The sequence below is a fragment of the Actinokineospora sp. UV203 genome, assembly GCF_056323665.1.
Window position 1 is genome coordinate 2058711 of sequence record NZ_CM150484.1, and the last position, 19436, is coordinate 2078146.

At 70.5% G+C, this 19436-nt stretch carries 24 protein-coding genes; 8 read left to right on the top strand and 16 right to left on the bottom strand.

Going from position 1 to position 19436, the window contains the following annotated elements:
• Positions 1-147 precede the first annotated feature (147 nt).
• Positions 148-540, top strand: a complete 393-nt coding sequence (locus tag ACUZ2Y_RS09400) for a PPOX class F420-dependent oxidoreductase (protein ID WP_476328921.1) — start codon at positions 148-150, stop codon at positions 538-540.
• Positions 541-544: 4 nt separating this feature from the next.
• Here the strand turns inward: ACUZ2Y_RS09400 and ACUZ2Y_RS09405 are convergent, their stop codons facing one another.
• Genes ACUZ2Y_RS09405 through hisH form a run of 4 tightly spaced genes read right to left on the bottom strand, consistent with a single transcriptional unit; the run spans position 545 to position 2554 of the window.
• Positions 545-943 carry a hypothetical protein gene (locus ACUZ2Y_RS09405; RefSeq protein WP_476328923.1) on the bottom strand — a complete coding sequence of 133 codons (399 nt, stop codon included), beginning with the start codon at positions 941-943 and terminating at the stop codon, positions 545-547.
• Between the two features lie 4 nt (positions 944-947).
• Positions 948-1679, bottom strand: coding sequence for a bifunctional 1-(5-phosphoribosyl)-5-((5-phosphoribosylamino)methylideneamino)imidazole-4-carboxamide isomerase/phosphoribosylanthranilate isomerase PriA (priA, locus tag ACUZ2Y_RS09410; RefSeq protein ID WP_476328925.1), 732 nt, complete (start codon positions 1677-1679; stop codon positions 948-950).
• Between the two features lie 9 nt (positions 1680-1688).
• On the bottom strand, positions 1689-1922 hold the full coding sequence (locus tag ACUZ2Y_RS09415; protein ID WP_091374559.1) for a hypothetical protein: 234 nt from the start codon (positions 1920-1922) through the stop codon (positions 1689-1691).
• Positions 1919-2554 (bottom strand): imidazole glycerol phosphate synthase subunit HisH, encoded by a 636-nt coding sequence (hisH, locus tag ACUZ2Y_RS09420; protein WP_476328927.1) that lies wholly within the window; start codon positions 2552-2554, stop codon positions 1919-1921. The genes ACUZ2Y_RS09415 and hisH overlap by 4 nt, the downstream gene beginning before the upstream one ends.
• Positions 2555-2680: 126 nt before the next feature.
• On the opposite strand from hisH, the gene ACUZ2Y_RS09425 reads away from it, so the two are divergent.
• Positions 2681-2917: a hypothetical protein gene (locus ACUZ2Y_RS09425; protein ID WP_476328929.1), complete on the top strand. Its 237-nt coding sequence runs from the start codon at positions 2681-2683 to the stop codon at positions 2915-2917.
• On the opposite strand, the gene ACUZ2Y_RS09430 is transcribed toward ACUZ2Y_RS09425, so the two are convergent.
• Together ACUZ2Y_RS09430 and ACUZ2Y_RS09435 are read right to left on the bottom strand one after the other, a co-directional pair.
• On the bottom strand, positions 2911-3822 hold the full coding sequence (locus ACUZ2Y_RS09430; RefSeq protein WP_476328931.1) for a transketolase family protein: 912 nt from the start codon (positions 3820-3822) through the stop codon (positions 2911-2913). The genes ACUZ2Y_RS09425 and ACUZ2Y_RS09430 overlap by 7 nt on opposite strands.
• Before the next feature lie 2 nt (positions 3823-3824).
• The gene (locus ACUZ2Y_RS09435) at positions 3825-4499 is read right to left on the bottom strand and encodes a thiamine pyrophosphate-dependent enzyme (protein WP_476328933.1); all 675 of its coding nucleotides are present in this window, start codon (positions 4497-4499) and stop codon (positions 3825-3827) included.
• 85 nt (positions 4500-4584) lie between these two features.
• On the opposite strand from ACUZ2Y_RS09435, the gene ACUZ2Y_RS09440 reads away from it, so the two are divergent.
• The gene (locus ACUZ2Y_RS09440; protein ID WP_476328935.1) at positions 4585-5121 is read left to right on the top strand and encodes an RNA 2'-phosphotransferase; all 537 of its coding nucleotides are present in this window, start codon (positions 4585-4587) and stop codon (positions 5119-5121) included.
• Positions 5122-5355: 234 nt separating this feature from the next.
• Complete coding sequence (soxR, locus tag ACUZ2Y_RS09445) at positions 5356-5799, top strand: redox-sensitive transcriptional activator SoxR (RefSeq protein ID WP_476331686.1); 444 nt, start codon at positions 5356-5358, stop codon at positions 5797-5799.
• Between the two features lie 303 nt (positions 5800-6102).
• Here the strand turns inward: soxR and ACUZ2Y_RS09450 are convergent, their stop codons facing one another.
• The 7 genes from ACUZ2Y_RS09450 to ACUZ2Y_RS09480 form a co-directional block, all read right to left on the bottom strand.
• Positions 6103-6708, bottom strand: a complete 606-nt coding sequence (locus ACUZ2Y_RS09450; RefSeq protein WP_476328937.1) for a hypothetical protein — start codon at positions 6706-6708, stop codon at positions 6103-6105.
• A gap of 38 nt (positions 6709-6746) precedes the next feature.
• Complete coding sequence (locus ACUZ2Y_RS09455) at positions 6747-6908, bottom strand: hypothetical protein (RefSeq protein WP_476328939.1); 162 nt, start codon at positions 6906-6908, stop codon at positions 6747-6749.
• A gap of 20 nt (positions 6909-6928) precedes the next feature.
• A complete protein-coding gene (gene hisB, locus ACUZ2Y_RS09460) occupies positions 6929-7528 on the bottom strand; it encodes an imidazoleglycerol-phosphate dehydratase HisB (RefSeq protein ID WP_476328941.1) in 600 nt (199 codons plus the stop codon).
• Positions 7525-8628, bottom strand: coding sequence for a histidinol-phosphate transaminase (locus tag ACUZ2Y_RS09465; RefSeq protein ID WP_476328943.1), 1104 nt, complete (start codon positions 8626-8628; stop codon positions 7525-7527). Before ACUZ2Y_RS09465 ends, hisB begins: the two co-directional genes overlap by 4 nt.
• A complete protein-coding gene (gene hisD / locus ACUZ2Y_RS09470) occupies positions 8625-9941 on the bottom strand; it encodes a histidinol dehydrogenase (protein WP_476328945.1) in 1317 nt (438 codons plus the stop codon). The genes ACUZ2Y_RS09465 and hisD overlap by 4 nt, the downstream gene beginning before the upstream one ends.
• A gap of 71 nt (positions 9942-10012) precedes the next feature.
• Positions 10013-11227 carry an aminotransferase class V-fold PLP-dependent enzyme gene (locus ACUZ2Y_RS09475; protein ID WP_476328947.1) on the bottom strand — a complete coding sequence of 405 codons (1215 nt, stop codon included), beginning with the start codon at positions 11225-11227 and terminating at the stop codon, positions 10013-10015.
• Positions 11194-12642, bottom strand: coding sequence for an ABC transporter substrate-binding protein (locus ACUZ2Y_RS09480; protein WP_476328949.1), 1449 nt, complete (start codon positions 12640-12642; stop codon positions 11194-11196). The genes ACUZ2Y_RS09475 and ACUZ2Y_RS09480 overlap by 34 nt, the downstream gene beginning before the upstream one ends.
• 40 nt (positions 12643-12682) lie before the next feature.
• Here ACUZ2Y_RS09480 and ACUZ2Y_RS09485 point away from each other — a divergent pair, with 40 nt between their 5' ends.
• Both ACUZ2Y_RS09485 and ACUZ2Y_RS09490 read left to right on the top strand, forming a co-directional pair.
• Positions 12683-13456 carry a carbon-nitrogen hydrolase family protein gene (locus ACUZ2Y_RS09485; RefSeq protein WP_476328951.1) on the top strand — a complete coding sequence of 258 codons (774 nt, stop codon included), beginning with the start codon at positions 12683-12685 and terminating at the stop codon, positions 13454-13456.
• 17 nt (positions 13457-13473) lie between these two features.
• On the top strand, positions 13474-14121 hold the full coding sequence (locus ACUZ2Y_RS09490; RefSeq protein WP_476328953.1) for a LysE family translocator: 648 nt from the start codon (positions 13474-13476) through the stop codon (positions 14119-14121).
• A gap of 1 nt (position 14122) precedes the next feature.
• Here the strand turns inward: ACUZ2Y_RS09490 and lysA are convergent, their stop codons facing one another.
• Together lysA and ACUZ2Y_RS09500 are read right to left on the bottom strand one after the other, a co-directional pair.
• Positions 14123-15457 carry a diaminopimelate decarboxylase gene (lysA, locus tag ACUZ2Y_RS09495; protein ID WP_476328955.1) on the bottom strand — a complete coding sequence of 445 codons (1335 nt, stop codon included), beginning with the start codon at positions 15455-15457 and terminating at the stop codon, positions 14123-14125.
• A 140-nt stretch (positions 15458-15597) separates the two neighbouring features.
• Positions 15598-16896: a cytochrome P450 gene (locus ACUZ2Y_RS09500; RefSeq protein ID WP_476328957.1), complete on the bottom strand. Its 1299-nt coding sequence runs from the start codon at positions 16894-16896 to the stop codon at positions 15598-15600.
• Between the two features lie 77 nt (positions 16897-16973).
• Between ACUZ2Y_RS09500 and ACUZ2Y_RS09505 the strand changes: the two genes are divergently transcribed.
• Positions 16974-17555, top strand: a complete 582-nt coding sequence (locus tag ACUZ2Y_RS09505; protein ID WP_476328959.1) for a TetR/AcrR family transcriptional regulator — start codon at positions 16974-16976, stop codon at positions 17553-17555.
• A 100-nt stretch (positions 17556-17655) separates the two neighbouring features.
• Positions 17656-18072 carry a nuclear transport factor 2 family protein gene (locus tag ACUZ2Y_RS09510; protein ID WP_476328961.1) on the top strand — a complete coding sequence of 139 codons (417 nt, stop codon included), beginning with the start codon at positions 17656-17658 and terminating at the stop codon, positions 18070-18072.
• A gap of 37 nt (positions 18073-18109) precedes the next feature.
• Here the strand turns inward: ACUZ2Y_RS09510 and ACUZ2Y_RS09515 are convergent, their stop codons facing one another.
• Positions 18110-19432, bottom strand: a complete 1323-nt coding sequence (locus tag ACUZ2Y_RS09515) for an IS4 family transposase (RefSeq protein WP_476331683.1) — start codon at positions 19430-19432, stop codon at positions 18110-18112.
• Positions 19433-19436: the final 4 nt, after the last annotated feature.

Sequence of the window (19436 nt, forward strand, 5' to 3'; positions counted from 1 at the left end):
TACACCTCGACGCGAAGTGTCACACCCACTATTCGGATGAACTTGCCGGCAACTTACGCCGACGAATGGCCCGCGAGAAAGTTCGTGCCCCAACCGCCCCCATGCCCGGATGGCTTTGCCACCACGAAATCCGAGTACTGTCCCCCCATGGCATCGGACGGGCTGACCCGACTCGGCGACGGCAAATACCTCCTGGTCACCACCTTCAAGCGCGACGGCACCGCGGTTCCCACCCCGGTCTGGATCGCGCGCGACGGTGAGGCCCTCTACTTCTGGACCGTCGCCGACTCGGGCAAGGTCAAGCGCATCCGCAACAACGGCCGCGTCCAACTCGCCGAGTGCGACTTCGGCGGCAAGCCCCTCGGCGACACCTTCGAGGGCAAAGCCCGCGTCCTCGACGCCGACGGGTCCGACCGGGCCCGCTCGCTGATCCAGAGCAAGTACGGGCTGGTCGGCCGGATCACCATGCTCGGCAGCAGGCTGCGTCGCGGCTCCGAGGGCACCATCGGCGTCGAGATCACCGTCGGCGCGTCGGACTGAGGCATCAGCGCCGGTCGTACTCGTGGAACGCCTCGTCGACACTGCCTTCGAGAAGACAGGCGAAAGCGTAGGAGATCGTCGAGATCCAGTCTTCGAGCCGCTCCACGTCGGCGTCGCTGATCAGATCGTTGCGCCGCAGCATGCCGTCAGGGTCGATCCCCCACGCGCGGGCGAAATGGCAGATGCCGACGACGCTTGACACGACCTCGCGCGGCACGTCGTCGGCTCCCAGCAACTCCGCGAGCGCCCGCAGCGCGGCCATCACCTCGTGGAAGCTCTCCTCACGGAGCCCGGCGAACGGCCGTAGCGATCCAAGGAACCCTGTGCGCCAACGGGGATCCTCGATGTCCGAGTGCTCTCCCGAGTGAAACAGCAGCGCTTCGCGGGCCGCTGCCGGAGTCATCTGGTCAGCGCAGTGCCGACAACGCCTGCGGAAGCGTGAAGTTGCCGTTGTACAAGGCTTTTCCGACGATGGCGCCTTCGACGCCGATGTCGGCCAGGCCGGCGAGCGCGATCAGGTCGTCCACACTGGACACTCCGCCGGAGGCGATCACCGGGGCGTCCGTGCGGGCGCAGACGTCGCTGAGCAGCGTCAGGTTCGGGCCTTCGAGAGTGCCGTCCTTGCTCACGTCGGTCACCACGTAACGCGAGCAGCCGTCCTTGTCCAGGCGCTCCAGGACGTCCCACAGCTCGCCGCCGTCGGTGGTCCAGCCGCGGGCCGCGACCCGGTGGACGCCGTCGGTGATGCGCACGTCCAGGCCGACCGCGACCTTCTCGCCGTGCTCGGCGATGGCCTTGGCGCACCAGGTGGGGTCCTCCAGCGCCGCGGTGCCCAGGTTGACCCGGGCGCAGCCGGTCGCCAGCGCGGCGGCCAGGGAGTCGTCGTCGCGGATGCCGCCCGACAGCTCGACCTTCACGTCGAGGGCGCCGACGACCTCGGCGATGAGGTCGCGGTTGCTGCCCCGCCCGAACGCGGCGTCAAGGTCGACCAGATGGACCCACTCGGCGCCGTCGGCCTGCCACGCGAGGGCGGCGTCCAGCGGGGAGCCATAGTCGGTCTCGGTGCCCGCGGCACCCTGGACGAGTCGGACGGCCTGGCCGTAGGCCACGTCGACGGCGGGTAGCAAGTAGAAGCTCACCGGAGCAGCCTATGTGGCCGGGTGCGCGCGGCGATGCATGAGGTAGCCCACGCCGAGGCCGACCACCAGGAGCAGTGCCCACACCCACAGCGGCAGGGTGCCGACCAGCGCCGTCAGCACCCCCGCGAGGGCGGCCCCGACCGCTCCGCCCAGCGTCGTGGCGGTGGACCGCCTGCGCCTGCGCGCCGTGGTCGACCGGCGTCTGCTGGCGGGTGTGGTGCGCCGCTTGCGCGGGGCGGTCATCCGGTGACGTCCTTGAGCCAGTTCTCCAGCAGCTGCGCGCCCGCGTCGCCGGACTTCTCCGGGTGGAACTGGGTGGCCGACAGCGGGCCGTTCTCGGCCGCGGCCACGAAGTCGCCGCCGTGGTTCGCCCAGGTGACCAGCGGGGGGATCATCGGCGGCTCAGGGTGCAGGTCCCAGGTGCGCGCCGCATAGGAGTGCACGAAGTAGAACCGGGTCGCCGGGTCCATCCCGCCGAACAGGACCGACTTCTCCGGCGCGCGCACGGTGTTCCAGCCCATGTGCGGCACGATCGGGGCGTCGAGGCGGTCGACGACGCCGGGCCACTCGGCGCAGCCCTCGGTCTCCACGCCGTGCTCGATGCCGCGGTCGAACAGGATCTGCATGCCGACGCAGATGCCCAGCACCGGACGCCCGCCCGCGAGCCTGCGGCCGATGATCCGCTCGCCGCGGATGGCGCGCAGTCCCGCCATGCAGGCGGCGTAGGCGCCGACACCGGGGACGACCAGCGCGTCGCACTCGACGGCGGCCTGGAAGTCACCGGTCACCTCGACCTCGGCGCCGACGCGGCGCAGGGCTCGCTCAGCGGAGCGCAGGTTTCCGGATCCGTAATCAAGTACGACGACTCGTGCCACGCCGCCCAGCCTAGTCGCCAAACGTGCGTGACCTAACCGTGACCAAACTGGCGTGTGAATTCACTCGAAGGTGGGTAATTACCAGGCCACGGCCAGGTCGGGGCCGGAGTCCGAGGAGGGCCCACAATGACCACCAACACCCGGGTGCGCTGGGGTTTGGCCGTCATTCTGTTCTTGGCCGCGATCATCGACGCCTATCTGGCGATGTCGGAGTCGGTGCTGTGGCCAGCCGTGCTCGCCGTCGTCTGGATCGGCATCGCGGGCGCGCTCATCGCGGCGCGACCGGCTTCCCCGGTCGTCGACGTCCCCAGCCCCCGGCCCGCGCCGGTGCCCGCGCGCCGCGCACGTCTGAGCGCTCAGTAGCCGAGGAGCTCCCTCAGGGTCTTCGCGATCCCGGCGGCATCCAGCCCGTGGATCTCATCGTGCTGCTCCGGTGTCCCGTAGGCGTGCACTTCCAGGTCCCGCCGCACGCCGATCGACCGCTGCCGGTGCGGGACGTCGGCGAGCGCGTCGGCGACCTGCGCGGCGGAGGTTCCCCGCAGGTAGGGCTCCACGACCAGCACATTCGGCGCGGTCGAGTCGACCGCCGCCCGCAGCCCGGCGCTGTCGAACGGGCGGATCGTCGGGGTGTAGAGCACGGAGACGTCCACGCCCTCGGTCGCGGCCAGCACGTTGTCCAGGGTCGGACCGACCGCGAGGACAGTGCCGAGGCTGCCGTGCTTGAGCGGAACGAACTCCCCGGTCACCGGGCGCGGCCGGGAGTTGGAGCGGGCCGATAGCCGCAGGTAGACGCGGTCGTCGCCGGCGATGGCGCCGGCGAGCAGCGGTCCGACCTCGTCGGGGTGGCCGGGGACGTGCACCGTCCAGCCGGGCAGCGTGTCGAACAGCGCGACGTCGGCGGGCGCCTGATGGGTGCGGCCCATGGCGGGGTTGTCGTAGGACGCGCCGACGCTGACGAGGACGGCTCCGACGTCTTGGTGGCCCAGGTCGAGCTTGATCTGCTCGTATGGCCGCTCGACGAGGAACGGTCCGTAGGTGTGCACGACCGGGCGGAAGCCGGTCAGGGCGAGGCCGCTCGCCACACCGATCATGGCTTGTTCGCGAATCCCGACGTTGACCACCCGGTCCGGGTAGTCGCGCAACGGGCGCTCGAACAGGTCTCGGGAGATCGCCGCGAGCACGAGCGCCACCCGCGGGTCCTGGTCGAGCGCCTCGGTCAGGTGCACGGCGAACGCCTCGCGCATGGTGCGCAGGTCGACGGTGGTCATGGTCAGCCCTTCTGGACGTCGGCGACCACGACGAGCGGCCTGCCGGGGTGGTCGGCGGTGAGAGCGGCGTGCAGGGCGTCGTGGTCGCGGCCGTCGACCGTGGCGGTCGCCCAGTTCTCCACCGCGAATCGCTCGGCGATGCCGCCCGGCCAGCCGTGGTTGGCGCTGTGGTTGTCGATCACAATCGCGGTGAGGCGGTCGAGGCCGTGGCGGCCCGCGACGGCGATGGCCTCGTGGTTGCTGCCCTCGTCGAGTTCGCCGTCGCCGATGAGGACGAACACGCGGGCCGCGCGGCCTTGCGCCCGCAGCCCGAACGCCTGCCCGACGGCGATCGGCAGGCCGTGGCCGAGGGAGCCGGAGCCGATCTCGACACCGGGGACGAGCGTGCGGTCGGGGTGCTGGCCGAGGATGGAGCCGAAGTCGGTCCAGGTGTCCAAGATGGACGGGTCGATGAAGCCCTTGTCCGCGAGAACGGCGTAGAAAGCCATGGGGCCGTGGCCTTTGGAGAGCAGGAACCGGTCACGGTCGGGGTCGTCGACGCGGTCGGGCGCGACGTCGAGCACGCGGTCGTAGAGGACCCACAGCACGTCGAGCGTCGACGCCGCGGCCCACTCGTGCTTCTCGTCGCCGGTCATCCTGGCGAACAGCGGCGCCAGGTGCGTGGTGTCGGGTGTCATGGCCCTACCGTGCAACTTCCAGTTCACTGGAGGTCAAGAACTTCCTGGCGATCCGGGCAGGCGCTGTGATCCACTACACCCCGTTATGGACATCAGACTCTCCAAGCGCCTGTCGAAGGCGCTGCGTCACGACCCGGCCCACCTGGGCCTCACCCTCGACTCCGCGGGCTGGACCGACGTCTCCGCCGTCCTCGCCGCCCTGCGCGTCGACCGCGAGACCCTCGACGCCGTCGTGGCCGAGAACAACAAACAGCGCTTCGCCTACGACGAGACCGGGACGCGGATCCGGGCCAACCAGGGCCACAGCGTCCCCATCGACCTCGGTCTGCTGCCCGCCACACCGCCGGACGTGCTCTACCACGGGACGGTCGCGGCGGTGCTGCCGTCGATCGAGGCGGACGGCCTGCGGCCGATGAACCGGCACCACGTGCACCTGTCGGCCACCCGCGAGACCGCCGTGACGGTCGGGGCACGGCGAGGGAAGCCGGTGATCCTGGTGATCGACGCGGCCCGGATGGCGGCCGACGGCCACGTGTTCCACGTCAGCGCCAACGGTGTCTGGCTGACCGACCACGTCCCGCCGGCGTACTTCGGGAGCGGGATGACAGGGGCTCAGGAATAGCCATCGACGTCGGCGAGCGCCGAAGGCCTTATAGGGGCGGCGGCGGAGACTTCAAACACTTCTTGCGCTCCGGACCTGATCTCGAACAGTTGGAGATCAGACGCTCTCACGCGCCGCATCGGTCTCGACGTCGCGGTGACGGACGGGCGGCTGTTGCATCCTGACCAGCGGGTGTCCGTACTTCGACCTACCTGGAGGTCCCGGTAGGCTCGCCGGGTGTCCAAGCTTCCTGAGATGCTGACCATCGGCGAGGTCGCCGATCGCAGCGGTGTCCCCCATACGGCCCTGCGCTTCTACGAGGAGCGGGGGTTGATCACCTCCGAACGCACCGCGGGCAACCAGCGGCGGTACGCGCGGGCGGTTCTGCGTCGGTTGGCCTTCATTCGGACCGCCCAGCGGGTGGGGTTATCCCTGGAGGAAATCCACGACGCGCTCGACTTGCTGCCGGAGCGGCGGACGCCGACGAAGGTGGACTGGAGCAAGCTGTCCAAGTCGTGGCGCGGCGAGATCGAGGCGCGCATCGACGCCTTGCAGCGGCTTCGGGACAACCTGACGTCCTGCATCGGGTGCGGCTGCCTGTCCCTCAAGAGCTGCGGCCTGATCAACAGCGACGACGGGATGGCGAAACTCGGGCCTGGCGCACCTCGGCTGAAGGCGGCGACTGAGGGCGGGGTCTGATGCCGCTGTGACATGGCGCCGACTGCTCCGGCTTCGTCTCGATGACCTGGGGTCTCTCGGTCAGCTACGCCACACCAAGGCCCGGCGGTGGGCGCGACCTCGGCGACATCACCGATCCGATCCGCCGCGAGGACCTGCGCACCGGGGACGCGCTGGTGGCTTCGGGGAAGCACGTACGGCTGTTCGAGCGCTGGACCAGCCGCGACCACAGCACCTACCTGGCCTATGACTTCGGTGAGACCCCGGTCAAGCACCAGGAATACCGCTGGGCCGGTGCGGCGAACTCGCGTACACGCCAATGCGCTATCGAGGAGCCTGAACGTCCGTTCGCACACCCAGCGGATCAAGCACGGGGATTTCCTGCCGCCACCTGGATGCAGCCAACAGCATGGCTACGGTGTCGATCACACCCACCGGCACGACCGAGACGAACATCAACTTGAAGAGCGGCGGCAGGTCGGCGAAGGCAACGGGCCACGTCACCACGAAAAAGGCGAACAACGCCACACGCATCGCCAGTTCCACAGGGAGACCACGGGAGCGTCGGTACGCGTGCACGGTCTTGGAGCGCTCGCCGAACAACTTCTCCCACCACGGCCGAGGATGGGTCGGCACGGCGGCGTCGGCGCCGGCTTGGTCGAGCCACCGGATCAGCTCGGCCTCGGCGGGCAGGCCCTCCTGGTGGAACAGTTCGATGGCGGGCAATGATGGGTCCGCGTCAAAGTAATCCGCATGCTCTACCACGATCCCGGAATCGGTCCACACCAGACCGATCCCGCCGCCGAGCACGGCTCGGGTGTCCTTGATCGTCCGCTCGGTCAGCGGGTTCGGCCCGAGGATGAACGTCCCGTTCGGTGTGGGCACGAGTAACCTCCGCCTGCCCTGCCGGTCGAGCAGGCGGGTCCGCACGTCTTCGAAGTCGTCGCGGACCCAGACGGCCGCGCGTCTCATGAGGAGAGATGCCAGGCCAGGGCGCCGCCGCCCGCCATCAGGGCGAAGAAGGCCAGCAGGATCGCCATTCCCTTGGCCGTCTTCCAGGTCGTGTAGACGCCTCCGATGAGGATTCCCGCCAACGCGATCAGGCCGATGACGACGAGGTCCTTCGACACCAACTCAGTCTCCCGACTGCTCAGAGAACGCCCTTGGTCGACGGGACGCCGCCGACCCTCGGGTCCGGTTCGGTCGCCGCGCGCAGGGCCCGGGCGAAGGCCTTGTACTCGGCCTCGGTGATGTGGTGCGGGTCGCGGCCGTGGATCACCCGCAGGTGCAGGGCGATCTGCGCGTGGAAGGCGATCGACTCGAAGACATGTCGGTTGAGGACCGTCGGGTAGTTGTTGCCGACGACGAAGCCGGTCATCACCTCGGGCTCGCCGGTGTGCACGCAGTACGGCCGCCCCGACACGTCGACCGCCGCGTGCGCGAGGGTCTCGTCCATCGGGATCCAGGCGTCGCCGAAGCGGCGGATGCCGGACTTGTCGCCCAGGGCTTCACGCAGCGCTTGGCCCAGGACGATGGAGACGTCTTCGACCGTGTGGTGGGCGTCGATCTCGATGTCGCCGGTGGCACGCACGGTCAGGTCGAACGAGGCGTGCGCGCCGAAGGCGGTGAGCATGTGGTCGAAGAACGGGACACCGGTCGAGACCTCGACCTTGCCCGAGCCGTCGAGATCGACCTCGACGAGCACGGACGACTCCTTGGTGATCCGCTCCACGCGGCCGACACGGTTCACTTGAAGATCTCCTTACTGGCGGCCAGGAAAGCGTCGTTCTCCACCGGCGTGCCCACGGTCACCCGCAGGAACCCGGGGATGCCGACATCCCGGATGAGCACGCCTTCGTCCAAATAGGACTTCCAGGCGGCGGGCGCGTCGTCGAACTGTCCGAAGAGGACGAAATTGGCGTCGCTTGGCACCACATTGGCACCGAGTCCCGCCAGGGCGGCGGCCACCCGGTCGCGTTCGGCGGCCAGCGCGTGCACCGAGGCCAGGGTCTGCTCGGCGTGGCGCAGGGCCGCGCGGGCGGCGGCCTGGGTGAGCGCGGAGAGGTGGTACGGCAGGCGCACCAACAGAAGCGCGTCGACGACGGCGGGCGCGGCGGCCAGGTAGCCGAGCCGCCCGCCTGCGAAGGCGAACGCCTTGCTCATGGTGCGGCTGACGATGACCTGCGTGGGGAACTCGTCGATGAGGTGGACGGCGCTCTCCTGCGGGGAGAACTCCGCGTACGCCTCGTCGACCACGACGATCCCCGGCGCGGCCTCGACGAGCGCGCGCAGGTCGTCGAGCGGGATCGACTGGCCGGTCGGGTTGTTCGGGCTGGTCACGAAGACCACGTCCGGCGACTTCTCGGCCAGCACCTTCACCGCTTCCTCGACATCGAGGGAGAAGTCGGCGCGGCGCGGAGTCGGCGCCCACTCGGTGCGGGTGCCGCCCGCGATGATCGGGTGCATCGAGTACGACGGTTCAAAGCCCAGCGCGACCCGGCCCGGACCGCCGAAGGCCTGCAGGATCTGCTGCAGGATCTCGTTGGACCCGTTGGCCCCCCACAGGTTCGCCACCGTCAGCGGCACGCCGGTCGACTCGGCGAGGTAGCGCGCCAGGTCGTCGCGCAGCGCGATGGCGTCGCGGTCCGGATACCGGTGCAGCGTGCCCGCGATCTCACCGACCGCCGCGGTGATGTCGGCGACCAGCTCGGGCGGCGGCGGGTACGGGTTCTCGTTGGTGTTCAACGGGAACGGCACGTCGAGCTGCGGCGCGCCATAGGGCGAGCGGCCGCGCAGGTCGTCGCGCAGCGGCAGGTCGGCCAGGGCCGCCCGCGCTCCGGGGGCGGTCATGACTCGAACCTCGCGGTGACGGCTTCGCCGTGCGCGGGCAGGTCCTCGGCGTTGGCGAGCGCGACGACGTGGCCCGCCACCTCGCGCAGCGCGTCCTCGGAGTAGTCGATGACGTGGATGCCGCGCAGGAACGTCTGCACCGACAGGCCCGACGAGTGCCGCGCGCAGCCGCCGGTGGGCAGCACGTGGTTGGACCCGGCGCAGTAGTCGCCGAGCGAGACCGGGGCGTACGCGCCGACGAAGATCGCGCCCGCGCTGCGAACGCGGGCGGCGACGGACCGCGCGTCGGCGGTCTGGATCTCCAGGTGCTCGGCCGCGTAGGCGTCGACGACCCGCAGCCCGTCGTCCACTGAGGACACCAGGACGCAGCCGGACTGCTTGCCGCGCAACGCGGTCGTGACCCGGTCGGCGTGCTTGGTCGCCTTGGCCCGAATCTCCAGCTCGGCGTCGACGGCATCGGCCAGCTCGACCGAGTCGGTCACCAGCACGCTCGCCGCGAGCGGGTCGTGCTCGGCCTGGCTGATGAGGTCGGCGGCGACGTGCGCCGGGTCGGCGGTGGCGTCGGCGAGGATGGCGATCTCGGTCGGCCCGGCCTCGGAGTCGATGCCGATGAGACCGCGCAGCAGGCGCTTCGCGGCGGTCAGGTAGATGTTGCCCGGCCCGGTGACCATGTCGACCGGGGCCAGTTCGGCGCCGTCGGTGTCGACGCCGCCGTAAGCCAGCAGCGCCACCGCCTGCGCGCCGCCCACGGCCCAGACCTCTTCGACCCCGAGCAGCTCGGCGGCGGCCAGGATCGTCGGGTGCGGACGGCCGCCGAACTCGGCCTGCGGCGGGGAGCAGACGACCAGCGACTCCACCCCGGCGGCCTGCGCGGGGACGACGTTCATGACCACGCTCGACGGGTACACCGCGAGCCCGCCCGGCGCGTAGAGCCCGACCCGGGCGACCGGCACCCAGCGCTCGGTGACCGTGCCACCGGGGACGACCTGGGTGGTCACGTCGGTGCGGCGCTGTTCGGCGTGCACCACGCGGGCGCGCGCGATCGACTCCTCGAGGGCCGCACGCACCGCCGGGTCCAGCTCGTCCAGCGCGAGCGTCAACTCCGCGGCGGGCACCCGGATCGACTCGGGGCGGACCCGGTCGAAGCGCTCGGTGAACTCCAGGGCGGCCTCGACCCCGCGCTCACGGACCCCGTCGACGATCGGCCGCACCTGATGGATGACCGCGTCCACGTCGACCTCGGCCCGGGGCAGCGCGTGGCGCAGCTCGACGGGCGACGGGACGGCGGAGCGCAGGTCAGTACGGGTGAGCATGGGGTCCTTCCATCAGCGCGGGGACCCCTCAAGAGTAAGGCGTCGCCCTCCCAGCGTGACCGTCGCGTCCGTCACCGCAGGGCGGCGACCGCCTCGACAGCTGTATCGATCTGGTCCGGGGAGATGAAGTAGTGCGGCGAGGCCCGGACGACCGCGCTCAGACCGCGGCGAGTCATGTCATAGCGGGTAGAGGGCAGCTCACTGACCGTGACCGTGATGTCCTGGGCCCGCAGCTTGTCGCGAACCTCCGCGTCGGCCATGCCCTCGACCGTGAAGGTGACCAGGCCACACCGCTGTTTACCCTGGTCACGGACCTGAACACCAGGGATCGCCGCCAGCCCGGCGCGCAGCCGGCCCGCCCGGTCGGCCACGGCGGCGGCGATCGCGTCGATGCCGAGGTCGAGGGCGTAACGGGCGGCGGAGATGAACCCGAGACGCTCGGCCACGCCGCTTTCCCACAGCTCGAACACCCGGGCGTCGTCGCGCAACTCGAACTCGCTCGCGCCCGTCCACTCGCCGCTGTGCAGGTCGACCAGGCGGGGACGCAGCCGCTCGCGGGCTTCCCTGCTCACGGCCAGCACACCGTTCCCGCGCGGGCCGCGCAGCCACTTTCGGGCCGCGCCGCTGATGATGTCGACGCCCATGTCGCGCAAGGACAATGGCAGCTGGCCGATCGACTGGCAGGCGTCGAGGGCCACCAGCGCGCCCACCTCGTGCGCCGCATCGACCACCGACTCGACCGGGTTGACCAGGCCGTTGTTGGTCGGCACGTGCACCAGCGAGACGAACTTGACCCGCTCGTCGAGCATCCCCCGCAGCGCGTCGACGTCGACTTCGCCGTCCGAAGTGGACGGGATGCGCTCGACCGTGGCACCGCTGAGCTCGGCCCGCCGCAGCAGTGGGATCGCGTTGCCGCCGTATTCGGCCTCGGTAGCGAGCAGGCGGTCGCCCGGTCCGAGCGGCAGCGCGTCGAAGGCGGCGAGGTAGGAGCGGGTCGCGCTGTCGGTGAAGGCGATCTCGTCGGGATCGCACCCCAGCAGGTCGGCGAAGACCCCGTAGCCCGCTTCGAGGTCGTCGAGGCGTTCGGCGCCCGCACGGTAGCCGCCGACTTCCTCCTCGCGGCGCAGGTGCGCGATGACCTCGTCGACGATCGGCCGCGGGATCAGGGACGCGCCCGCGCTGTCGAGGAACACGCCGTTCGCCGCGCCGGGTGTCAGCGCCCGCACTGTGTCCAGGTCGATGTCCAGGTCGATCATCGAGGCGCCCAGGTCTGCAGGTTCCACCATGCCCCCCACGTGTGGTCTGTGCCCGGGCCGTCGACGACGACCCGGTATCCGGTCCAGTTCTGGCGAATCACGTAGCTGTGTCCGGTCTCCGCGAGCACCACCGCGGACGGCGCGGCGAGGTACGCGCGGGTGAGCGCCCGGTACGCCACCGCGCGCTGGGCCGGGTCGGTGACGGCACGCGCCGCCGCGTCGCCCAGCCACGACAGCGCCCGGCTCGGGTCGAACGGGTCCCCCACCGCGCGCAGTTCGGCGGTGGCGCCGGTGAGGGCGTCGCGCGCGACCGGCTCGGCGGTGACCCGCACGCCGATCGTGGCGGCGTCGCGGGCGAAACCGGCGATGAGGTCACGCGCGGCGAGATCGCCCACGGGGTAGCCGACCGGGATGACCGCGAGCACGCCCGCCTTGGCACGCTGCCCGTCGGCGGCCGCCGACCATCCGGCGGCTTCGAGGAGCTCCTTCGCGCGGGGCACGTCGAGGTCGAAGCGCGCGCCAGGCTCGGCGAACTCCGCGAGCGCGGCGGGCAGCGGGATCGAGGTCGCCGCGCCCTTGCCCGCCAACGCCTCTTCGATGAGTTTGCGCCGGTCGACCACGAGGTTCAGCGCCCGCCGCACCGCTGGGTCGCCGGTGACGGGGCCGTCAGGCAGGGAGATCAGCCGGACGTCGCCCGCGGCGTGGTCGACGACGGTGAGGCCGGAGGTGGTGGCGAAACCCGACGCCAGGCTCGCGGGCAGCACGGCGCCATCGAGTTTGCCGTCGCGCAGGAGTTGGGCGCGGGTCTCGTCGTCGGCGACGAACTCGACGGTGATCTCGCTCAGCTTCGGCGCGCCGAGGTAGTAGGCGGAGTGGGCTTTGAGGACGAGCTTGCGGCCCGGCTCCCAGCCGGCGACCTGGTACGGGCCGGTGCCGTTGGTCCCCTCAGCCGTCGGTTTCACGCCCAGCACCAGCAGGCCGGTGAACGCCGGGTAGGGCTGGGACAGCTCGAAGCGCACGGTCCCCGCGTCGAGCGCCCGGACGTCGGAGAGCATCCAGAACTTCGAGCGCAGCGGGCCGTCGAGGACGCGCCGGTAGGTGGCCACGACGTCGTCGGCGTCGAACGCGCTGCCGTCGTGGAACTTCACGTCGCCGCGCAGGGCGACGGCCCAGGAGCGACCGTCGGCGGCGGGCACGGGCAGCCTGGCGGCCAGCGCCGCACGGAGCGTGCCGCCAGGCTGGTACTCGACGAGTCCGTCGTAGATCTTCGCCGCGCCGAGCGGGGCGTACCCCGCGGCCGGGTCGAGTGACGCGGGCGCGACGGCGGCGGCGATCATCATCGACCGACCGTCGGGATCGCCGGAGGCGGGCGGGGTAGGTTCGGCCGTGCAGGCGGCCAGGGAAATCATCAGAACGACAGCGGCTACCGCGCGCAGAACCGGCACGACTTCAGAGTAGTGGTCGATCGAAACGTAAGGAGCGACTGTGCGAGTTGCCCTCTGCCAGATCTCCGCCACCGCCGATCCGGAGGCGAACCTCGCGCTGGTCCGCGAAGGCGTGCGCCAGGCCGACGGCGCGTCGGTGGTGCTGTTCCCGGAGGCGACGATGTCGCGCTTCGGCGTGCCCCTCGGGCCGGTGGCGCAGCCGCTCGACGGGCCGTGGGCGACGGCCGTCCGGGAGATCGCCGACGAGCACGGCGTGGTCGTCGTGGCGGGGATGTTCACCCCCGATCCGGACGGGCGGGTGCGCAACACGCTGCTGGTCACCGGGCGCGGGCAGCACCTCGGCTACGACAAGATCCACCTGTTCGACGCCTTCGGTTTCGCCGAGTCGCGCACGGTCGCGCCAGGCGAGACGCCGGTGACGATCGAGGTCGACGGAATCACCCTCGGCGTCGCCACCTGTTACGACGTCCGCTTCCCCGAGCTGTTCCGCGCGCTGGCCGACCGCGGCGCCAAGGCGATCCTGCTGGGGGCTTCGTGGGGTGCGGGCGAGGGCAAGCTCGAGCAGTGGGAGTTGCTCGTGCGCGCGCGGGCGCTCGACTGCACGTCCTGGGTGCTCGCCTGCGGGCAGGCCGACCCCGGCCCGGTCACCGGCACGGCTCCGCTGGGGATCGGGCACAGCCTGGTCGCCGATCCGCGTGGGCGGGTCGTGGCGGCGCTGGAGGGCAAACCGGACGTGCTGGTCGTCGACATCGACACCGACCTCGTGGACACCACGCGGGCGGCGATCCCAGTATTGGAGAACCGTCGGCTCTGACTGGAACAATGGGTTCCATGGGGATCGAACTCAGCGCTTTCGTCGGTGTCGCACTCGTCTCCCTGGGCATGGTGTTGACGCCCGGGCCGAACATGATCTACCTGGTCTCGCGGTCGGTGACCCAGGGTCGCCGCGCGGGGCTGGTCTCGCTGGCCGGTGTCGGGGCGGGGCTGTTCGTGTACCTGATCGCCGCCACCGCCGGGGTGGTCACGCTGTTCACCTACGTGCCGCAGCTCTATCTGGCACTCAAACTGGCGGGGGCGGCATATCTGCTCTGGCTGGCGTGGCAGACGGTCCGGCCTGGTGGTGCGTCGCCGTTCGCACCACAGGGGCTCTCCATTGACCGGCCGCGCAAGCTCTTCGGCATGGGGCTGCTGACCGCCCTGCTCAACCCGAAGATCGCCATCCTGTACGTGTCGCTGCTGCCGCAGTTCATCGACCCGTCGCACGGCTCGGTCGCGATGCAGAGCCTGCTGCTGGGACTGACCCAGATCGCGGTGGCGCTGACGTTCAACGGGACGTTCGTGCTGGCCGCGGGCGCGGTGGGCGCGTTCTTCACCCGTCGGCCGGACTGGCTGCGGGTGCAGCGCTACGTGACCGGCGCGGCGCTGGCGTTCTTCGCGATCACCGTCGCGACCGACCGCGGCAGGCCCCTGCCCGCCTGACTCAGCCCTGGTCGCGGGCGAGCAGGTCGTCCTCGGTCTCCCGGCGGACCAGCAGCCGGGCCACCCCGTCGCGGACGGCGACCAGCGGCGGCCTGCCCACGGCGTTGTAGTTGGACGACAGGCTGTGGTGGTAGGCGCCGGTGGCCGCCACCGCGAGCAGGTCGCCCGCGGCGATGTCGGCCGGGAGTTCGATGTCGGTCGCCAGGACGTCGCCCGCTTCGCAGTGTCGGCCGACCACCGTTACCGGGACCGCGGGAGCCGAGGAAGGCCGGCCCACCATCCGCACGGTGTACCGGGCGCCGTACAGGGCGGGCCGGGGGTTGTCGCTCATGCCGCCGTCCACGGCGACGAACGTCGTGGCGCCGCGTTTGACGACCGCGACCCGGTAGAGGGTCACGCCCGCCGGGCCGACGATCGACCGGCCGGGCTCGATGGTGAGCGCGGGCACGGGAAACTGTCGCCTGCCCGATTCGTAGTTCACCGCGCAGCGCAGGCGGTTGGCGAATCCGGTGAGATCGAACTCCGCTTGCCCTGGGAGATAAGGGATCCCGTGACCACCACCGACGTCGAGCTGGTGCAGCACCACGCCGTGTCGGTCTCGGATGAGCGCCAGCAGACCGACCATCCGCCGAGCCGCTTCCTCGAAGGCGGCCACCCGGGTGATCTGCGATCCGATGTGGCAGTGCAGCCCGACCAGGCGGAGTCCCGGTTCGGCCAGCACCCGCTCGACCGCCCGTTCGGCGGCGCCGTCGGCCAGGGAGAACCCGAACTTCTGGCCGTCGACGCCGGTGGTGATGGCGTGGTGGGTGCTGCCGTCGACGCCCGGCGTGACGCGGATCAGGACCGGCTGGGCGGTGGTGGTCAGCGCGCCGAGTTGGTCGATTTCGTCGAGTGAGTCGATCACCACGCGGCCCACGCCGTAGCCGAGGGCGGCCTTGAGGTCTTCGGCGGTCTTCACGTTGCCGTGCAACAGGATCCGCTCCGCCGGGAAGCCGACCGAGCGGGCCACCGCCAGTTCGCCCGCCGAGCAGACGTCCAGCGACAGACCTTCCTCGGCGATGATCCGCAGCACGCCGCGGCACAGCAGCGACTTGCCCGCGTAGGCGATCTCCACGTCCGGGAGGGCGGCGCGGTAGGCCCGGCAGCGGGCCCGGATGTCGTCCTCGTCGAGCACGTAGGCGGGGGTGGCGAAGCGGGCGGCGATCTGGGTCGTCTCGACGCCGCCGATCTCCAGTTCGTTGTCGGTACGAAGGCGTGCGCCGCGGGGCCAGAGGCCGGGTTCGAGCCGCCGGTTCAGCGAGCCCCGCAGCGTGGGTATGTGGTCGACGAGTGTCACCGGTGTCCTCCGCGTAGCTCGGGTGTCATCCATGGACAACACAACGCCGAGAAGAGGCACGGCTGAGGTTTCGGCTACGCGATCTTTACGGGCTCAACGCTCTCGTTGACGCGATGCTGACCCGGCTGTGACCGGCGCCATCAGCGGCGGCGGGCCACGATTCGGGCGCCCTTCGCGGGGACCAGGGTGATGTTGCGGGTGATCGTGGCCTCCGGCTGGCCCACCGGCTCGATGTCATACCGGACGAGCACCGCGCGCAGGACGGCCGCGGCCTCCTGCAAGGAGAACCCGGCGCCGAGACAGCGTCGGACGCCGCCGCCGAACGGGATCCAGGTGCCCGCTTCGGGCTGGGCGCCGATGAAGCGTTCCGGGCGGAACTCCTCGGGCTCGGCGAAGTTGTCGGGGTCGCTCTGCACGAGACCGATGCTGGGCGTGACGATCGTGCCCTTCGGCAGCAGGTGTCCGCGCACGACCGTCGGCTCGGTCAGCCTGCGGGCGACGCTGTAGATAACAGGGCGCAGCCGCATGGCCTCCTTGGTGACGGCCTGAAGATAGTCGTCGTCGCCGTTGTCGGCCGCTTCCTGTGCGGTGCGCAGGGTTTCCGGGTGGCGCGCCAGTTCGTGCAGGGACCAGGCGAGAGCGGTCGCGGTGGTCTCGTGGCCGGCGAGGAGCAGGGTCATCATGTGGTCGCGCAACTCGGCGGCGGGCGCGTCGGGGTCCGCGGCGAGCAGGCGGGACAGGACGTCGTCGCGGCCGGTCAGGTCCTCGGTGCGGCGCTCGGCGATCTCCTCGTACAGCAGGGCGTCGGCGTCGGCGAGGTTCTGGGCGTTGCGCTTCCACGGCCAGTACCGGCTCAGCGCCGGGTAGGTCCAGCCGAGGATGGCGATCGGGCCGATGTCGACGACCTTGTTGATCAGCGGCCGCAGCCGGGCCAGCCGGTCGCCCTCGGCCATGCCGAACACGACCCGCAGGATGATCTCGAGGGTCAGCGCGTTCATTTCCGGGTGCACGGCGAACGGCTTGCCGACCGGCCAGCGGTCGGCGGACTTCTCGGCCAGTTCGGTCATCATCCCGGCGTAGCCGCGCAGGGCGGCGCCGTTGAACGCGGGCATCAGGCGTTTGCGGGAGCGCAGGTGGGCGTCCTCGTCGAGGATCAGCACGGACTGGCTGCCCATCACCGGTTCGAGGATCGCGTTGCCCTCGCCCGCGTGAAACACCGACGACGGGCCGGCGAAGATCTCGCGGATGTCCTCGGGCCTGCTCACCACGACGACGGTCCGGTCGGCGGCGAGCCGGACGGTGAACGTGTCGCCGTGCTTGCGGCGCCAGATCGGTCCGAAGCGGTGGCGGGAGCGCAGGAACAGGATCGTCTGGATGGGCCGAGGCAGGCGGGACCCGGGCGGGAGCGACTCACGCATGACGACCTCGGCAGAACTCATGGCGCACCCTCCGGCATTGTGACCCGCTCCACGATTCATACACCCGTATAGATCCGCCGGTCAACTACGCTTGGCCGGTGGGACATCGAGAACAACTCCTCGCGGCGGCCGGAAGACTGTTGCAGGACAAGGGATACGCGCACATCACCACGCGCGACCTGGTCGCCGAATCGGGCACCAACCTGGCGTCGATCGGCTACCACTTCGGCTCGAAGGCCGGGCTGCTCAACGAGGCCCTCGGCGCGATGTTCGAGGAGTGGAGCGAACGCCTCACCCAGGTGGCGCTGGCCGACCCGGACGCCTCCCCGATCGCCCGAGCCCACCTCACCTGGGCCACCGTCCTGACCCACCTCACCGACCACCGGGCCCTGCTGCTCAGCTTCGTCGAGGCCCTCGCCCAGGCAGAGCGGGACCCCGGCCTGCGCGAACAACTGGCCGCACTGCAACACCGCACCCGAAACCGCATCGCCGCGATCGTCGCGACCTCGTATGGCGAGGACGTCCCGGCGGACGACCCTCGCTGCATGGCGGTGGCGAGCTTCGTCTTGGCCGTGTGCGACGGCTTCGCCCTGCAGTGGATGCTCGACCCGAGCCGCACCCCGAAGGCGGAAGATCTACTGGCGGGACTCGCGGAGATGATCGAACGGTCGAAGAACTGAGGGTATGACCCATTTTAGGCCGATCCGAGAGCGCGAGAACCGGGTCGCCGCACCCTTGTAGTACGCTGTACGGTACAGCGTACGAGAGAATGGGGTGCTGATGTATCAGCCGACTGATGAAGCGCGGGAAAGCATTCGCGAGTGGTTCGTCCACTACGACGCCCTGGCAGAGCGCGGAGCCGTCGAGGAGATGGCGAATCTGGCGGTCTTCCCGCTGAACCTCGCCACCGACGTGCCCGGTGGACATGCGGCGGTGGCGTCGTGGAGCCGTGAAGAGTACGTGGGGACCATGAGTGAGGTGGTCGGCGGCGGCGCGGCTATGGAATCCGTGCGGACACCGCACTTCCTGAGCGAGAACCTCGTCGTCGTGGTCACCGAGGCGACCGTGACGGTCGAGGGTGAGCGGCAGGAGATGACCTACGCCGACGTGCTCGTGCGGACCACCCAGGGCTGGGCGTTCCAGACCATGATCCAGGGCGGCTGGGGCCACGAATGGGCCCCAGCCAGCCGGGGTTAGCCCCAAGGCCGTGTAGTTAAGGGGTTCGCTCTGGTTGTCAAGGATCGGGCAGGGCGGGGATGTCGATGTTGATGGTGGCTTTGTAGCTGGTCCGGTCGATGGTGCCGCGGGCGTTGTATTTGGAGATGGCCCGTTTGACGACGCGGGGGCTGGTTCGGATGCGCCGGTCGGGTAGGAGGTTGGCCAGGACCAGCCTGCCGATCGCGCCGACGAGGTCGATCACGGTGTCGGCGATGACGCCTGCGGCCAGGACGACTTGGTCTTGGGCGGCGTGCAGTGCGACGGTGAATCCGGCCCGGTCCGGGTCGATGCCGGGCCGGGTGTCGGTGGCGTCGGCCATCGCCAGGCGTAGGACCTGGTAGGTGAGCAGCAGGGCGTAGACCTCCTGGACCACGCCGGTCGGGGTGCGGGCGCGCAGGACCTTCCCGCCCAGGATCGTGGACTTGATCTCCAGGAACGCGGTTTCGATCTCCCACCGCTCGTGGTAGAGCCTGACCATGTCGAACGCCGGATGGCGGTGGTGGTCGAGCAGGGTGGTGACCAGCCGGTAGGCACCGGTTCGCAGCCCGGCACTGGTCGCGATGGTGATCTCGGCGTCGATGACGCGGACCGGGAGCACACCCAGCATCGACAGGTAGGACCCGTCGTCGTAGCGGCGCAAGGGCGGCAGCTTCCGGGCGGCCTTGACCCGGAACAGCACGTGCGCCCCGGTTTCGGCGATCGCGGCAACCAGGTCCGCGGCGGCGAAGTTCCGGTCGGCCAGCACGATCATGCCCTTCCGCAGGCCGCTGACCAGCCGGGCGGCATAGGTGGTCTCACCGCTGGTGGCCGGGCCGAAGACCGTGTCCAGGACGGTGCGGGTGCCGCAGCAGACCAGGACCAGCATCCGCAGCAGTGGATATGAGGACCCGCCGTTGTGGCTGCCGGGTTTGGTGAACACGGTCAGGTTGGCCGTGCTGTCCGCGACGGTCATGGTGGCGCCGTCGATCGCGGTGACCAGCAGCCCGCGCCACCGCACCCCGCCCGTGGTGCCCGCCGCGGCGGGGCCGCGCAGCAGGTCGAACAGTGCCCGCAGGGGTGCGATCCCGATCCGACGGCGGGCCTGGCACAACGCTCCCGTGGTCGGTGTGGCCACATCCAGACCACCCAGGCCGGCGGTGAGGCGGTGCCACACCTGCCCGTAGCCCAGATCCGCGAACAGGCACCCGGCCAGCAGGAGATAGACCACGACACGGGAGGGCAGATCCCGCACCCTGGCCTGCACGGTGCGGGTCTCGGCAAGGATCTCGTCGACCATGTCGAAGGGCACGATTTGGGTCAACTCGCCCAGATGACCGGGTGCGAACGGTCCCTGGGCCACGGTG

What these genes read in the sequence shown, in the direction of transcription:
- ACUZ2Y_RS09400 (WP_476328921.1), top strand. Translation starts at nt 148, where the DNA reads ATGGCATCGGACGGGCTGACCCGACTCGGCGACGGCAAATACCTCCTG.
- ACUZ2Y_RS09405 (WP_476328923.1), bottom strand. Translation starts at nt 943, where the DNA reads ATGACTCCGGCAGCGGCCCGCGAAGCGCTGCTGTTTCACTCGGGAGAG.
- ACUZ2Y_RS09415 (WP_091374559.1), bottom strand. Translation starts at nt 1,922, where the DNA reads ATGACCGCCCCGCGCAAGCGGCGCACCACACCCGCCAGCAGACGCCGG.
- ACUZ2Y_RS09425 (WP_476328929.1), top strand. Translation starts at nt 2,681, where the DNA reads ATGACCACCAACACCCGGGTGCGCTGGGGTTTGGCCGTCATTCTGTTC.
- ACUZ2Y_RS09430 (WP_476328931.1), bottom strand. Translation starts at nt 3,822, where the DNA reads ATGACCACCGTCGACCTGCGCACCATGCGCGAGGCGTTCGCCGTGCAC.
- ACUZ2Y_RS09435 (WP_476328933.1), bottom strand. Translation starts at nt 4,499, where the DNA reads ATGACACCCGACACCACGCACCTGGCGCCGCTGTTCGCCAGGATGACC.
- ACUZ2Y_RS09440 (WP_476328935.1), top strand. Translation starts at nt 4,585, where the DNA reads ATGGACATCAGACTCTCCAAGCGCCTGTCGAAGGCGCTGCGTCACGAC.
- soxR (WP_476331686.1), top strand. Translation starts at nt 5,356, where the DNA reads ATGCTGACCATCGGCGAGGTCGCCGATCGCAGCGGTGTCCCCCATACG.
- ACUZ2Y_RS09465 (WP_476328943.1), bottom strand. Translation starts at nt 8,628, where the DNA reads ATGACCGCCCCCGGAGCGCGGGCGGCCCTGGCCGACCTGCCGCTGCGC.
- hisD (WP_476328945.1), bottom strand. Translation starts at nt 9,941, where the DNA reads ATGCTCACCCGTACTGACCTGCGCTCCGCCGTCCCGTCGCCCGTCGAG.
- ACUZ2Y_RS09475 (WP_476328947.1), bottom strand. Translation starts at nt 11,227, where the DNA reads ATGGTGGAACCTGCAGACCTGGGCGCCTCGATGATCGACCTGGACATC.
- ACUZ2Y_RS09490 (WP_476328953.1), top strand. Translation starts at nt 13,474, where the DNA reads ATGGGGATCGAACTCAGCGCTTTCGTCGGTGTCGCACTCGTCTCCCTG.
- ACUZ2Y_RS09500 (WP_476328957.1), bottom strand. Translation starts at nt 16,896, where the DNA reads ATGAGTTCTGCCGAGGTCGTCATGCGTGAGTCGCTCCCGCCCGGGTCC.
- ACUZ2Y_RS09510 (WP_476328961.1), top strand. Translation starts at nt 17,656, where the DNA reads ATGTATCAGCCGACTGATGAAGCGCGGGAAAGCATTCGCGAGTGGTTC.